This is a genomic window from Streptomyces sp. NPDC005774 (assembly GCF_042871645.1).
GTDB classification, from domain to species: Bacteria; Actinomycetota; Actinomycetes; order Streptomycetales; family Streptomycetaceae; genus Streptomyces; species Streptomyces pratens.
This window is the reverse complement of record NZ_JBIAIV010000001.1, coordinates 56,629-70,510: the sequence shown is the minus strand read 5'-3', so window position 1 is coordinate 70,510 and position 13,882 is coordinate 56,629. Positions and strand designations below refer to the sequence as shown.

Here is a 13,882-nt window from a genome sequence, read left to right as displayed (position 1 = left end):
CCCTTCAGTCCCATTCCAGCCCGCCGCGTCGCCATACGTAGGCGTACGCGACGAAGACGGTGAGCACGAAGAGCAGCATCTCCACGAGCCCGAAGATCCCCAGGGCGTCGAAACTGACGGCCCAGGGATAAAGGAAGACGATCTCGATGTCGAAGACGATGAAGAGCATCGCCGTCAGGTAGTACTTGATGGGGAAGCGCCCGCCGCCGGCCGGCGTGGGGGTCGGTTCGATACCGCACTCGTAGGCCTCGAGCCTGGCGCGGTTGTACCGCTTCGGACCGATCAGCGTGGCCATGACCACGGAGAAGATCGCAAAGCCTGCCCCGAGGGCTCCCAGTACGAGGATGGGCGCATACGCGTTCACCGCTCCTCGCTCCTCTCAGTCGGCACTGACTGCTGGCGAGTCGGACTCACTTGCGCCCCACACGTCCCGCGAACCACGCCCGCCCCGGCGAAGATCGAGAACATGTGAAGCAGGTCACAAGCCCAACCGCTCCGCATCCTATGCCCGCCGGTCTGTGATCTGCGACACGGGGCATTGCACAACCTTTGTGATCTCCACCACCTGACGAACGATCATGAAGCCGGAGAAGCGGTGATCTTCGCACGCGAAGCGTCCGAGCGGTCACCAGAAGTGACATTCTGTCGCGTCAGTGCAGGTCAGAGGGATCGCCCCCCTATCAAGAGGGTTCCTCTGCATGCAAATTGGTGCTGGACGTGATCACTTGCTAGAAGCCGCGTTCACACATCGGAGGGATGCGGGGCGCGAAGTGGACGTGTGCACGCGTTCACGAACTCCGCGCGGGGCCGCGGGTCCGCCGCCGGTCGGCACACAAGCCCGAGCCCGGAACCGAGCGTGAGCCCGGCCGGAAATCGAGCGGCGACCTCGCTGACCACTTCGACCGCAAGCCGGCCTCGAACCGGACGCCCTCCGGACGTGATCCACGACAACCCGGATGCGAACCGTCACGACCCGGACGCGCACCGTATCCATTCCGACACTGCCCATACGCGGGCCGTCGCGCCCCGCATTCATTCCGACGCCGCCCACGCGCGGGCCGACGCGCCCCGGAGCGCGGTCCGGGCACACCCCGAACCGAACCCGGCGCAGCCCCCGGGCCCGGATCGGCACGCACCCCCGAACCGGACCCGCAGCCCACCCCGAACCCGACCGGGCCGCACCCCGCATCCGCCCCATGGCCCACCCCGAACCCGTCCCTGGGGGCGCCCCGGGTCCGGCCCTCGTTGCGATCCGGCCGCGCCACCGTCGCAATCCGTCCGCAATCCGCCCGTGGCTCGCACACCGGACGCGACGACAGGGGTGACCGTTCCGTGACCTCCGCCACATCTGACGCGAGGACACAAAAGGAGGGCTTGGCCAATCGTTTCAACCGATGCTAGGTGCGGGGCAATTCGGACGTAAAGACGAAAGGCCGTGATCACGGGCCCATCGCCTCGCGCCCGCAATGTCCGTTACGGCGTCAATAAAGAACGACGCGCCCGGGGTTCGGCGCCACGATTGAACAATTGTGGCGCAGCACACGTTTCTTGTGGATATGAAGGAGCCCCTGGTACCGGTTGTTCCCATGTCCCACACCGCTCACATACGAAGCCACCGGAAACCCCGCCGCACCGCGCAGACCACGATGGCGATGCGAGCCGGAGTTGCCGGTGGCGTCCTCGGCACTCTGGCAGTGGCCGGGGCGTCGGCCTCGGCGGTCGCCGCAGAGCCGGTGACCCAGACCCTCTCACTGCCCACCCTGACGGCCGACCTGTCCACTCAGGTCGCCCAGTCCGCGGAGGCCACCCAGCAGGCCGCCGCGAACTACCAGCTGCAGGCCGAGCGTGACGCCGCCGCCGCCAAGGCCGCCAAGGCGGCCAAGGCCGACCTCGCCGAGGCCAAGGAGAAGGCCGAGGCGAAGAAGAAGGCCGCCGAGGAGGCTCGCAAGGCCGCCGCCGAGCGCGCCACGCGCGACGCCGAGCGCGCCACCCTCACCGCCGACTCGGGCGCCACGAGCACGGCGGCCACCACGACCACCACGACCACCGCCTCCGCGCCGGCCAGTGGCAGCGTCGGAACGGTGATCTCCTTCCTCAAGGCGCAGGTGGGCGATGCCTACGTCATGGGGGCGACGGGCCCCAACGCCTGGGACTGCTCCAGCCTGGTGCAGGCCGCGTTCAAGCAGGTCGGCGTGGACCTCCCGCGCGTCTCGCAGGACCAGTCGACGGTCGGCACCGACGTCTCGCTGTCCAACCTCCAGGTCGGCGACATCCTGTACTGGGGCGGCAAGGGCTCCGCGTACCACACGGGTGTCTACATCGGTAACGGCCAGTACCTGGACGCCGCCAACCCGTCCAAGGGCGTCGTCATCCAGGACCTCTCCGGCTACCCCGCGTCGGGCGCCGTGCGCGTGCTCTGAGCGACGCCCGCACGAACCCGGACAAGGACCCGGACCCATAGCGGTCCGGGTCGTCGGGCCCGGTGCGCACGAATCCGGTGCGCACCGGCCCGGCCGGAATGGGCCGAGGGGCCGCTGCCGCTCGGGGGCAGCGGCTCTCTCCGTCCGCGCTCACGCTCCCCTGCTCACGCGCTTCCCCTCGCGCGCCATCCGCCCGCGCGCTTCCCCCCTCACTCCGGCCGACCGCCCCGGTCGGCCGAGATCGCCCGCATGCCCGAATTGTCGGCTGCTTCGCGAGGATTGACGGGTCGGCACGCGCCGACCGGGCCGCGTACAGCCGCGTGGCGGGCCTTCACGGCGCCCCGGACACGCATCGGCGGCCGCGAGCCCCTCCATCCGGCCCCGGCCGCCCACAGCGCCCCTCACGGCTCTCGCGGCACGGCTCACGCATACGCGAGAGCCGTGATGCGGAACGCATCACGCCTTCGGCGCCACCTTGCTCAGACCGTTGATGATGCGGTCCATCGCGTCGCCGCCCGTGGGGTCCGTCAGGTTGGCGAGCATCTTCAGGGTGAACTTCATCAGCATCGGGTGCGTCAGCCCGCGCTGGGCGGCGATCTGCATGACCTTCGGGTTGCCGATGAGCTTCACGAACGCGCGGCCGAGCGTGTAGTAGCCGCCGTAGGTGTCCTTCAGGACGCGCGGGTAGCGCTGGAGGGCGATCTCCCGCTGGGCCGGTGTCGCCCGCGCGTGTGCCTGGACGATGACCTCGGCGGCGATCTGCCCGGATTCCATGGCGTAGGCGATGCCCTCGCCGTTGAACGGGTTCACCAGGCCGCCCGCGTCACCCACGAGCAGCAGTCCGCGCGTGTAGTGCGGCTGACGGTTGAAGGCCATCGGGAGCGCGGCGCCGCGGATCGGGCCGGTCATGTTGTCCGGGGTGTAGCCCCAGTCCTCGGGCATCGACGCGCACCAGGCCTTCAGGACCTCGCGCCAGTCCAGCTCCTTGAAGGAGTCCGAGGTGTTGAGCACGCCGAGGCCGACGTTGCTCGTCCCGTCGCCCATGCCGAAGATCCAGCCGTAGCCGGGCAGCAGCCGGTCCTGCGGACCGCGCCGGTCCCACAGCTCCAGCCAGGACTCCAGGTAGTCGTCGTCGTGGCGCGGCGAGGTGAAGTACGTACGGACCGCGACGCCCATCGGGCGGTCCTCGCGGCGGTGCAGGCCCATGGCCAGGGACAGCCGCGTGGAGTTGCCGTCGGCGGCCACCACCAGCGGGGCGTGGAAGGTGACTTCCCGCTTCTCCTCGCCGAGCTTGGCCTTCACCCCGGTGATGCGGCCGGTGCGGTCGTCGACGATCGGCGCGCCCACGTTGCAGCGCTCGTACAGGCGCGCGCCGGCCTTCTGGGCCTGCCGGGCGAGCTGTTCGTCGAAGTCGTCCCGCTTGCGGACCAGGCCGTAGTCGGGGAAGGAGGCGAGTTCCGGCCAGTCGAGCTGGAGGCGGACCCCGCCGCCGATGATGCGCAGGCCCTTGTTGCGCAGCCAGCCCGCCTCTTCGGAGATGTCGATGCCCATCGACACGAGCTGCTTGGTGGCGCGCGGGGTGAGGCCGTCGCCGCAGACCTTCTCCCGCGGAAACGCGGTCTTCTCCAGGAGGAGCACGTCGAGACCGGACCTGGCCAGGTGGTACGCGGTGGCGGAGCCGGCGGGCCCCGCGCCCACGACGATCACATCGGCGGTGTTTTCGGAGAGGGGCTCGGTCACGGCGGGATCTCCCCCAGTTCGAAATCTGCGTGCCGACCGGCACTGGACACGGGCAGTCTATGCAGGACAATTGATCACCCGGCTGAAGGGCTGCCTCAATGCACCGAGCTCTGCCCGCTGTACGGCTCCGCGTACCCACTCATGAGGACGCCTTCACCTGGCACCGGCTCTTCGCCGACCCGGACGTCATGGAGTTCCACGGCGGCAGGGCCGCGGAGTTGTCGGTCTACGAGGAGCTCACCGCCCGCCAGCGGCGGCACGACGCCGAACTCGGCTTCTGCCTGTGGACCATGGTCGACGGGGCGGACCGCGTCGTCGGCTTCACGGGCGCCCAGCCCTGGGAGCGGGACTGGGGCCCGACGGGCGAGATCGAGATCGGCTGGCGGCTGGGCCGGGAGCACTGGGGCAAGGGGTACGTCACCGCCGCGGCGCACCAGACGCTGGAACGGGTACGCGCCACCGGCGTGCGGGACGTGGTCGCGATGGTCGACGCCCGCAACACCCGCTCGACGGCGGTCACCCGGCGGCTCGGAATGCGCCTCGCCGAGACGTTCCTGATCCCGGCCTCGCGCCGGGAGGGCCACTGCTACCGGCTGGCTCTCTGAAAACGGAAACGGAATCAGAAACGCTCACTTGAGTCACCCACTGTGATCGATTGTCACAGTAAGCCACGGAGTGCTTCCTTCCGGTGCGTGGTCGTGCCTACGCTGCCGGTACCGCTGGGGGTGACATCCGTGCGTATACAACCCAGAACGCCCGAGGTGCGCGTTCCTCGCCTGGTCGGCCTGATGGCCGTGGACGCGCGCGAGTCGGCCCGTGCGCGCGGCCTGTCCCTCGAGGCGCCGGACCGGCCGGACTTCCACCTGACCGTCGTCGAGTACGTCGTACGCCAGTATCCGCAGCCCGGCACCGAGGTGCCGCGGGACTCCGCGGTGCACGTGTGGTTCGACCTCGGGGAGGGGGACGGCGGAGGAGGAGTGCGTGAGCCGCGCGGAGCGGCACCTCCCGGCGGCGGCCTCCGGCGGGAGCTGGACGAACCGGGTGCCCCTTACTCGGCCGCACCCCGCACGGCGACGGCGACCCTCGGCCCGCCCTGACCGGTCAGTGCCTTCCCCGGCTCATCCTGACCGGTCAGGGCCGCTTCCCCCGGTCCGCCCTGGCCGACCCCGGTCCGGCGCCTCTTCAGGCCCGGCCCGCCTCGCCTCAGCTCGCCTTGAAGCCCCGGTGCAGCGCGACCACGCCGCCCGTGAGGTTGCGCCAGGCCACCTTCGTCCAGCCGACGTCCTGGAGCCGCCCGGCCAGGGCGGGCTGGTCGGGCCAGTCCCGGATGGACTCGGCGAGGTAGACGTACGCGTCGGGGTTGGACGACACCGCGCGGGCGACCGGCGGCAGCGCGCGCATCAGGTACTCGGTGTACACGGTGCGAAACGGCGTCCAGGTGGGCTGCGAGAACTCGCAGATGAGGATGCGCCCGCCGGGCCGGGTCACCCGGTGCATCTCGCGCAGCGCGGCGTCCGTGTCCTGGACGTTGCGCAGCCCGAAGGAGATGGTGACGGCGTCGAAGACGTCGTCCTTGAAGGGCAGCCGGGTCGCGTCGCCGGCGGTGCAGGGCAGCCAGTTCCGGCGCTGCTTGCCGACCCGGAGCATGCCGAGGGAGAAGTCGCAGGGGACGACGTAGGCACCGGCCTGCGCGAAGGGCAGCGAGGACGTCGCCGTACCGGCCGCCAGGTCCAGGACCTTCTCCGCGGGGCGCGCGCCGACCGCCTTGGCCACCTCCTTGCGCCAGAGCCGGTCCTGACCGAGCGACAGCACGTCGTTGGTCAGGTCGTACCGTTCCGCGACGTGGTCGAACATCGAGGCGACTTCGTGCGGCTGCTTGTTCAGGGATGCGCGGGTCACGGTCCCATTGTGGCAGGACGGGCCCGCCACGGCCCCGGAGCCCCCTGCGCGCCGGGCAGCAAGCGGTAGGCGCCGGGCGGCAGGTCCGGGCGCCGGGCGGCAGACAGCGAACGGCGAGCCGGGCTACCGGCGCCGGTACACCAGTCGTCCCGCCAGGACCGTCGCCACGCACGTGCCGGCTCCCCGTTCGCCCAGCGCGGCCTCGTCGGGGACCTCGAAGACGGCGAACGTCGCGTCCACGCCACCCACGCCGTCCGGTGGGAGCGGCAGCAGGATCGCCTCCGCGAGGCTCCGCCCCGCGAGCGGGTCGAGGGTCACCGGGCCGGCCGGGCGCTCGAAGCGCTGTTCCACGCTCAGTCCCGCCCGGTACACGGCGTCCACGACGGCGGGCCTCCACAGGTCTCCCGCCACGGCGACAACTCCGTGCGCCAGCAGGCGCTGCACACCGCGCCGCGCGCTGGCACCCCGGCGGACGTCGGTCATGGCGAGCCCCGCGAGCGCTTCGCCGGTGAGCGGCTCGCCGCCCAGTTCGCCCGCCTCCCGCGGGTCCGGATGGTAGGCCTGCTCCAGCAGTTCGGGCCCGTACGGGTTCAGGAGTCCGGGGGTGAGCAGGCCCGGCCAGCGTCGTACCCGGGCCGTGGGATGCGCGGCCGCCAGTTCGCCGTACGGGCCGACGGCCGCGACCGTCCGCCCGTCGACGAGTACCGCACCCTGCGGCACCGACGACCGCCCGTCTCCCGTGATCAGCAGGTCGGCGGCGTGAAGTGTCGGCACGCGGACCCTAGTTGGAGGCCAGGAGCTTCAGCTCCGGGTGGGCCGTGCCGCCCTCGATGGCCGTCGACGAGATGTGGGAGGCCACCCGGTCGTCGACGGGGTCGTTGGCCGGGTCGTCGTGCACGACGAGGTGTTCGTACGTCGTGGAGCGCTGGGCGGGGACGCGTCCCGCCTTGCGGATGAGGTCGATGATCTCCAGGCGGTTGGAGCGGTGCTTGGCACCGGCGGAGGAGACGACGTTCTCCTCCAGCATGATCGAACCGAGGTCGTCCGCGCCGTAGTGCATGGAGAGCTGGCCGACCTCCTTGCCGGTGGTGAGCCAGGAGCCCTGGATGTGGGCCACGTTGTCGAAGAACAGCCGGGCGATGGCGATCATCCGCAGGTACTCGAAGATCGTGGCCTGGGTGCGGCCCTTCAGGTGGTTGTTCTCGGGCTGGTAGGTGTACGGGATGAAGGCGCGGAAACCGCCCGTGCGGTCCTGCACGTCCCGGATCATGCGCAGGTGCTCGATGCGCTCGGCGTTGGTCTCGCCGGTGCCCATCAGCATGGTGGACGTCGACTCGACGCCCAGCCCGTGCGCGATCTCCATGATCTCCAGCCAGCGCTCGCCGGACTCCTTCAGCGGCGCGATGGCCTTGCGCGGACGCGCGGGCAGCAGCTCGGCGCCAGCCCCGGCGAAGGAGTCGAGACCGGCCTCGTGGATCCGGGTGACGGCCTCCTCGACCGACACCTTCGAGATCCGGGCCATGTGCTCGACCTCGCTCGCCCCCAGGCTGTGGATGACGAGCTGCGGGAACTCCTTCTTGATGGCGGAGAAGTGCTTCTCGTAGTACTCGACGCCGTAGTCCGGGTGGTGGCCGCCCTGGAACATGATCTGCGTGCCGCCGAGCTCGACGGTTTCGGCGCAACGCCGCAGAATGTCGTCGAGGTCGCGGGTCCAGCCCTTGGCGGTGTCCTTCGGCGCGGCGTAGAAGGCGCAGAAGCGGCACGCGGTGACGCAGACGTTCGTGTAGTTGATGTTGCGCTCGATGATGTACGTCGCGATGTGCTCGGTCCCGGCATACCGGCGGCGGCGTACGGCGTCGGCGGCGGCGCCCAGCGCGTGCAGCGGGGCGTCCCGGTAGAGGTCGAGCGCCTCTTCGGGGGTGATCCGCCCACCGGCGGCAGCACGGTCGAGGATGGGCTGAAGGTCGGCCTTCTCGGTCACCGGGCGTCCCTTTCGTCAGGTTCGTAAGGGTTGTGGACGGGCTGGACCAGCCTACGCCAGCGGCCCGGGGCGCCCGACGTCAGGCCGATGGGCACCCCGTCGCACCTGCCCAACCGTCACATCGTGTACGCGTCGGCGGCGGCCGGAGTGCGTCACACCGCTGCCGGATGTGCGTTACGCGGCGGCCCGGCACGCGGTGGGCCGGGTACCCGTCGGAGGGGGTACGCGTCGGAGGGGGTACGCGTCGGAGGGGGTACGCATCGGCCCGGGCACGCACCCGGTCGGTGACACCGGACGCGTCACGCCGTGTACGCGCCGATCAGCAACCCGGCGAACGCCCCGGCGATCAGGAACGGCCCGAACGGGATGGCCGTCCCGCGCCCCGCCCGCCGCGCGACGACGAGGGCACCCCCGTACAGCGCCCCGAACAGGAACCCGGCGAAGGTGCCGAGCATCACCGTCGGCCAGCCGTACCAGCCGAGGACGGCCCCCGCGCCGAGGGCCAGCTTCACGTCGCCGAAGCCCATGCCGGCCGGGTTGATGAGGAACAGGACGAAGTAGCCGGCGCCGAGCGCCAGGGCACCCAGCAGGGCGGTCGTCCAGGTGCCCGCGTGCTCGGGGACGAGGGCGACGACGCCGAGCAGGGCGAGGGCGGCCGCGGCGAAGGGGAGGGTGAGCGGGTCGGGCAGCCGCTGCACCCTGAAGTCGACGACCGCCAGCAGCACGCCGACGGGCGCGAGCAGCAGCCAGACGGCCAGCTCGGGCCGGGTCCCGGTGGCGGCGGCGAGGGCGGCGCACACGAGCACGGTGGCGGCTGCGGGGGCGACGGGCCCGGTGCCGTACGCCGTCCCGGCAGCCTTTCCTCCGTCCCCGTCCCCGTCTCCATCTCCGTCCCCGCGCGAGGCACCCTCCTCGTGCCCGGCGCCTTCTTCACGCCCGGCACCCTTTCCGCGCGGGGCGCACTGTCCGCACCGGGCCCGTCCGAGCCACCCGCGCAGCGGATGCCCCTCGGGGCACCGGGTGTGCCACGCCTCCCCCGCCGGGACGGCGAACCGGTACGCCGCGCGGGGCAGCAGCGCGCCCGTCACCACGCCCCACACCACGGCGACCAGCACCACGACCACGTCCGGCACCGGACCGGCGACCACCGCCGCCGGAAGGCCGCTCACGTGTCCCTCATCCCGCGGCCGCGGCCCCGACCGCCTCGCGCCAGGCCGGCAGCAGTTCGTCGAGCAGTGCCTCGGTGCGCGGCGGTGGCGGTGGGCTGCTGGTTCCCCTCGATTCCCTGCCCCAACTGCGAGAGCCCCGGCGTGAAGCCCTCGGCGGCGGCGCCGACGAGCAGCAGCGCGGCGACGAGTTGACGCGCGAGCGGCTGACTGGGGCCGACCCCGGGCACCCGACCCGGTACCCCGACTCCGGACAGCGCGGCCTTCATCTCGACGAGCACGCAGGCGGTGAACTGGGCCCAGGCGAGCCAGACGAAGAAGACCAGGATGTTCTGGAAGGTCTCGACGGAGACGTCCGCCTTGAGCCACTTCATCAGCTCGAACGTGCGCGGCAACGGCCGGCCCGCCACCGTCGCGAGCACGGCCGACACCCCCACCACCAGGACGAACAGCGCCACGAAAGCAAAGAACGCCTTGCCGAAGTCCCCGAAGGTCCGCCTCCGTATCCGCACCGGCTGAGGCGTCCGGTTCCTCGGAGTCACGACGGAACCCCGCTGCGGTCTCCCGTCGCGCTGGACGAGCTTGAGCTACGGCGTCGTGGCATGGCGGGTGTCCCGGGTCGTGTGGTGGGAAAGGAGCGTGGTGACGGCGTGGGGTGAGACGGGATCAGGTGATGGAGGGCGCACTGAGCGTACTGAGCCCACAGAGATCCTAGGGACTCGCACCGCCCCCTTCGAAGGGCCTTCCTCCCCCTCACCACGCCACACTTCCCGCACAGCCCTCGAGCACCTTCAAGCGCCCGACGTGACAAGGTCACACCACACGTACTCGCCCCGGCTTCCGTCCCTGGCCAGCGGCTGTCAGCCCCAGAGGTCTGCGCAGGCACGGACCAACGCGAGCCCTCGCCCCTCCTCCGCCTCGGCAAGCGGCTCCGGCTTCCCCGGGGGCTCGGGCGAGACGGAGGCGCCCACACCTGCGGTGACGCCGATGTTCCCGGCCTCGACGTGGCCCCCGAGGGCGCGCGGTTCGGCGTGGCCCCCGAGAGCGAGGTTCACGGCGGCACCGGCGCCCGCCTGGCCACCGGAGACGAAGACCAGGTCGGCATCGGGGGTTCCGGTAGTAGTGACCTGGAGGCGGGAATCATGGTGGGCGTTACCCTTCGTAACGGAGCATGAGGATCCTGCCTGTCGGTACGGCGCGCTGCCAGATATCCGTGAGCGCGGGATGATCGTCACCGTGCACGGCCAGGGGGACCTTGAAATGATCCGCTGCCGGAGCCGAAGGTGCCCGTCGGCGGATGATCGCATGCCACGCGGTGACCAGGATCAGGAATGGTCAGCTCCGGCCGGTCGAAAGCACGGTCGGTTGCGCCCCGGCCAGCCATAATGCGGGCAGGAGGTGAGCTGCCGTGTCTGTGATGAGTGAACTGATCGAGCGGGGTGCCATCCCTGAGGGGTACAAGGTCGAGGTGTTCGACGGCAGGGTGATCATGACGCCACAGAGCCCGGAGCAGGACTGGACCGTTTCCGACGTCAAGGATGCGGTCAAAGCCTCCGGTATCGCGCGAGAGCGTGTCTTCGGCGATGTACTCATCACCTTCCCCGGGGAGAACGACGCAGCGCCGGATCTCACGATCATCGACTTCGACGCCGATCGTCGGAGGAACAGTTACTCGTGTCTCGACGTGCTCGCGGTGCTCGAAGTGCCGTCCGAACCGAAGGACGAGAAGGACTACGTTCGGAACGTCCAGAAGTACGGTCGCTTCGGGATCGACTTCTACATGATCGCCGACCCCTTCACGACGACGGTCACCCTGATGTCCGAGCCACACGCCGCGGGGTACGGGCGGGTCGTCGAGATCCCGTACGGCGAGCAGGTCACCTTTACTCTGGCCACTGGGGAGCGGGTCGAGATCGACACAGGCACCTTCCCGACGCGCGACGCGGGCGGAGCGTGACCTCGGACCTACGCACATCAGGTGACGTAGCGGTACGCGGTCTTGGTTCCGACGCCGAATCCGGCCGCGAGTTCGGCCATCCGTGCCTCAGACCGCCGGCAGCGCGTGGATCTCCGGCCCGTGCGTTACCAGCAGCCGGTTTCCGAAGGTGGTGACCTGCCACGGCTCGCCGACGGCCTTGCTGTCTCTGTAGGTCCAACGGAGCTTGCCCGTCTTGACGTCCAGGGCCACGATGCCGCCGTACAGGGATCCGGTGGCGCCGTACAGTGCCGTCCCGGCCCGCAGGAACGTCTCGGGCCCCTCGACGTCCAACTCGTCGCAGAGCCACGTCCGCTTGCCGCTCTTGACATCCACGGCCCACACGCCGTCGTCGTGGTCGCTGGTGCAGAGCAGACCGTCGATGACCGTCGGGTTGTTGAAGCCCCGGCGGCCGTTGGGGGACAACGTCCAGACGGTGCTGCCCGTGTCCGCGTCCACGGCTACGAGTTCATCCCCCGGAAGGAAGACGAGACCTCCCGCGACCGTGGGCCGCCAGGCCCATTCGTCGCCGATCTTCTTCGTCAACAGTTGACCGCCGTGGCGGTGTCCCGGACGGTGAGGTTGCAGTTCGAGTGGAGGGCGCGACGAGCCGCTTCTCCGTGACCTGCTTCAGGGTGAGTACGTCGTCGCAGACGTCGCCGAAGATGTCGGTGTGGCGGAGCGTGGCCGCCTACTCGCCCGCCTTCGCCTGCTTCACCGCCACCCGGAACGTGCCCAGCGGAATGGCGATGCCCTCCCGTGAGTTGGCCTGGCCCTCCCAGGTGCCGAGGTAGACGGTGGGGCGGCGGCCGGGGGCTCGGAGGAGGAGGAGGCGTAACTCACGCTGTTACCTTCGGAGTTGCCCGGCAAGAGGCCCAGGGCGAACACCGTGCCGACGGTCAGGTCACCTCGGCCAACGCACCCGCCACGGCGAGGGCCACCGTGCAGCTCATCCGTCCGACCCGGCCTCCCTCGCCCTGCCCTGGTCGGACGTCGCGGCAACGGAGACCGAGAGCCTGCCGGGACGGGAGGAGCGAGGGGAGCGAGAGGAGCGGGAAGTGCCGGCAGAACGGGGGTCGCCGACGGGCTCGGTCGGCGGGTGCGGGCCCCGGGGGGCGAGGACCGCGGGGGCCGACATGTCCGCCGCCGTGGACACCGGCATCACCGGCGGCGGGCCGAACGCCCCGGCACCGGACGCCTCCGCGGCGTCCGTCAGGGTTGGAGCAGGTCGATCTTCACGTCCGCCGGGAAGCCCGTCGTCGGTCCCACCCTGCGCGCGAACTCCTCGACCGCCGCCAGCTGCGGCGGGCCGAAGCTGAAGTCGAGGGTGGTGAAGTACTGGGCCAGCGTCTTCTCGTCGAAGGCCTCCCAGCGGGACGCCTGCTCGGCGACCTTGCCGACCTCCTCCAGGGAGAGGTCGCGGGAGGCGAGGAACGCCTCGTGCACCTTCCGGGTGATGACCGGCTCGCGCTCCAGGTAGTCGCGGCGTGCCGCCCAGACGGCGAAGACGAACGGCAGCCCCGTCCACTCCTTCCACAGCGCGCCCAGGTCGTGCACGTCGAGCCCGAAGCGTGGCCCGTCGATCATGGTCGCGCGCAGGGCCGCGTCGCCGATAAGGACGGCCGCGTCGGCGTCCTGCATCATCAGGCTGAGGTCCGGCGGGCACGTGTAGTAGTCGGGCTGCACGCCGTACCGCTCGGCGAGCAGGAGCTGGGCGAGGCGTACGGAGGTCCGTGAGGTCGACCCGAGGGCGACCCGGACGCCGTCCAGCCGGTCCAGCGGGACCTGCGAGACGATCACGCACGACATCACCGGGCCGTCGCAGCCGACGGCGATGTCGGGGAAGGCGACCAGTTGGTCGGCGTGCTTGAGGAACTCGACCAGGGTGATCGGCCCGATGTCGAGATCTCCCTGCACGAGCTTCTCGCTGAGCTTCTCGGGGGTGTCCTTCGACAGCTCGAAGTCGAGGAGAGTGCCCGTTCTCGCAAGCCCCCAGTAGAGGGGCATGCAGTTCAGGAACTGAATGTGCCCGACGCGCGGCCGGGTGCGAGAATTGTCCACATCGCGAGGCTAGCCCTCACGCCGCGGGGCGGGTTCTCCGGGCCCCGCCACCGGCCGACTGTCGCGTCGGAGCACGAGGCGGAAGCGACATTCAAACTTTCGGGTGACGTGATCTTGGCCTCTATTGCACGCGGGTGGTCGCGTGCTAGTCTCGTCCGCAAGTTGCAGTTTGGTTTCCCTTGCAGTACAGAGCCTGCGGAGCATGTGACCGCGGGCTCTCGTCGTTCTCAGACGGATGCGATTGTGCAGAATTGGTCTTCACACTTGCTGGGTTCTGGAGCAGGGCAACCCTTTGGGCCCAAGGAGGGCTTATGGCTACCGGAACCGTGAAGTGGTTCAACGCCGAAAAGGGCTTTGGTTTCATCGCCCAGGAAGGCGGCGGCCCCGACGTCTTCGTCCACTACTCCGCGATCAACGCGAGCGGCTTCCGCTCGCTCGAGGAGAACCAGCAGGTGTCCTTCGACGTCACGCAGGGTCCCAAGGGCCCGCAGGCGGAGAACGTCACCCCGGTCTGATCCTCTCCGATCCGGGAACGACTAGCAGTACCCAAGGAGCCCCCCGCCGCCAGGCGAAAGGGGCTCCTGCCTTTTCCCGTCACGGGCCCGCAGCGAACCACCACGGACCCATCACGGCCCCACCG

Annotated in this window: 15 protein-coding genes and 1 pseudogene; 6 read left to right on the top strand and 10 right to left on the bottom strand. The window is 70.3% G+C overall.

What is annotated here, in order from left to right:
* Positions 1 to 4: 4 nt before the first annotated feature.
* Complete coding sequence (locus tag ACFYQA_RS00375; RefSeq protein WP_055570452.1) at positions 5 to 364, bottom strand: NADH-quinone oxidoreductase subunit A; 360 nt, start codon at positions 362 to 364, stop codon at positions 5 to 7.
* Positions 365 to 1,556: 1,192 nt separating this feature from the next.
* Here ACFYQA_RS00375 and ACFYQA_RS00370 point away from each other — a divergent pair.
* Positions 1,557 to 2,420, top strand: coding sequence for a C40 family peptidase (locus tag ACFYQA_RS00370; protein WP_388909442.1), 864 nt, complete (start codon positions 1,557 to 1,559; stop codon positions 2,418 to 2,420).
* Positions 2,421 to 2,876: 456 nt separating this feature from the next.
* Here the strand turns inward: ACFYQA_RS00370 and ACFYQA_RS00365 are convergent, their stop codons facing one another.
* The gene (locus ACFYQA_RS00365) at positions 2,877 to 4,160 is read right to left on the bottom strand and encodes a geranylgeranyl reductase family protein (protein ID WP_388909439.1); all 1,284 of its coding nucleotides are present in this window, start codon (positions 4,158 to 4,160) and stop codon (positions 2,877 to 2,879) included.
* Between the two features lie 98 nt (positions 4,161 to 4,258).
* Between ACFYQA_RS00365 and ACFYQA_RS00360 the strand changes: the two genes are divergently transcribed.
* Positions 4,259 to 4,765, top strand: coding sequence for a GNAT family N-acetyltransferase (locus ACFYQA_RS00360; RefSeq protein WP_388909436.1), 507 nt, complete (start codon positions 4,259 to 4,261; stop codon positions 4,763 to 4,765).
* A gap of 129 nt (positions 4,766 to 4,894) precedes the next feature.
* Positions 4,895 to 5,257: a PASTA domain-containing protein gene (locus tag ACFYQA_RS00355; protein ID WP_388909433.1), complete on the top strand. Its 363-nt coding sequence runs from the start codon at positions 4,895 to 4,897 to the stop codon at positions 5,255 to 5,257.
* A gap of 106 nt (positions 5,258 to 5,363) precedes the next feature.
* On the opposite strand, the gene ACFYQA_RS00350 is transcribed toward ACFYQA_RS00355, so the two are convergent.
* The 6 genes and pseudogenes from ACFYQA_RS00350 to ACFYQA_RS00325 all read right to left on the bottom strand — a co-directional run.
* A complete protein-coding gene (locus ACFYQA_RS00350) occupies positions 5,364 to 6,059 on the bottom strand; it encodes a demethylmenaquinone methyltransferase (protein ID WP_388909430.1) in 696 nt (231 codons plus the stop codon).
* 123 nt (positions 6,060 to 6,182) lie between these two features.
* Complete coding sequence (locus ACFYQA_RS00345; protein WP_388909428.1) at positions 6,183 to 6,833, bottom strand: hypothetical protein; 651 nt, start codon at positions 6,831 to 6,833, stop codon at positions 6,183 to 6,185.
* 7 nt (positions 6,834 to 6,840) lie between these two features.
* On the bottom strand, positions 6,841 to 8,040 hold the full coding sequence (gene mqnC / locus ACFYQA_RS00340) for a cyclic dehypoxanthinyl futalosine synthase (protein ID WP_388909425.1): 1,200 nt from the start codon (positions 8,038 to 8,040) through the stop codon (positions 6,841 to 6,843).
* A 299-nt stretch (positions 8,041 to 8,339) separates the two neighbouring features.
* Positions 8,340 to 9,209: a prepilin peptidase gene (locus ACFYQA_RS00335; RefSeq protein ID WP_388909422.1), complete on the bottom strand. Its 870-nt coding sequence runs from the start codon at positions 9,207 to 9,209 to the stop codon at positions 8,340 to 8,342.
* On the bottom strand, positions 9,206 to 9,718 hold the full coding sequence (locus tag ACFYQA_RS00330) for a hypothetical protein (protein ID WP_388909419.1): 513 nt from the start codon (positions 9,716 to 9,718) through the stop codon (positions 9,206 to 9,208). The genes ACFYQA_RS00335 and ACFYQA_RS00330 overlap by 4 nt, the downstream gene beginning before the upstream one ends.
* A gap of 279 nt (positions 9,719 to 9,997) precedes the next feature.
* A pseudogene (locus ACFYQA_RS00325) lies at positions 9,998 to 10,162 on the bottom strand (ATP-binding protein); the annotation flags it as partial.
* A 461-nt stretch (positions 10,163 to 10,623) separates the two neighbouring features.
* Here ACFYQA_RS00325 and ACFYQA_RS00320 point away from each other — a divergent pair.
* A complete protein-coding gene (locus ACFYQA_RS00320) occupies positions 10,624 to 11,163 on the top strand; it encodes a Uma2 family endonuclease (RefSeq protein ID WP_388910259.1) in 540 nt (179 codons plus the stop codon).
* Between the two features lie 87 nt (positions 11,164 to 11,250).
* On the opposite strand, the gene ACFYQA_RS00315 is transcribed toward ACFYQA_RS00320, so the two are convergent.
* Entirely contained in the window at positions 11,251 to 11,727 is a 477-nt protein-coding gene (locus ACFYQA_RS00315; protein WP_388909416.1) for a PQQ-binding-like beta-propeller repeat protein, read from the bottom strand.
* Between the two features lie 74 nt (positions 11,728 to 11,801).
* Here ACFYQA_RS00315 and ACFYQA_RS00310 point away from each other — a divergent pair, with 74 nt between their 5' ends.
* Positions 11,802 to 11,975, top strand: a complete 174-nt coding sequence (locus ACFYQA_RS00310; RefSeq protein ID WP_388909413.1) for a hypothetical protein — start codon at positions 11,802 to 11,804, stop codon at positions 11,973 to 11,975.
* Positions 11,976 to 12,393: 418 nt separating this feature from the next.
* Here ACFYQA_RS00310 and ACFYQA_RS00305 read toward each other — a convergent pair whose 3' ends face one another.
* On the bottom strand, positions 12,394 to 13,242 hold the full coding sequence (locus ACFYQA_RS00305) for a menaquinone biosynthetic enzyme MqnA/MqnD family protein (protein ID WP_388909410.1): 849 nt from the start codon (positions 13,240 to 13,242) through the stop codon (positions 12,394 to 12,396).
* Positions 13,243 to 13,553: 311 nt separating this feature from the next.
* Between ACFYQA_RS00305 and ACFYQA_RS00300 the strand changes: the two genes are divergently transcribed.
* Entirely contained in the window at positions 13,554 to 13,757 is a 204-nt protein-coding gene (locus tag ACFYQA_RS00300; protein ID WP_003992177.1) for a cold-shock protein, read from the top strand.
* Positions 13,758 to 13,882 lie beyond the last annotated feature (125 nt).

Coding starts and splice junctions, on each gene's coding strand:
- ACFYQA_RS00370 (WP_388909442.1), top strand. CDS start 1,557: ATGAAGGAGCCCCTGGTACCGGTTGTTCCCATGTCCCACACCGCTCAC.
- ACFYQA_RS00360 (WP_388909436.1), top strand. CDS start 4,259: ATGCACCGAGCTCTGCCCGCTGTACGGCTCCGCGTACCCACTCATGAG.
- ACFYQA_RS00320 (WP_388910259.1), top strand. CDS start 10,624: ATGAGTGAACTGATCGAGCGGGGTGCCATCCCTGAGGGGTACAAGGTC.
- ACFYQA_RS00300 (WP_003992177.1), top strand. CDS start 13,554: ATGGCTACCGGAACCGTGAAGTGGTTCAACGCCGAAAAGGGCTTTGGT.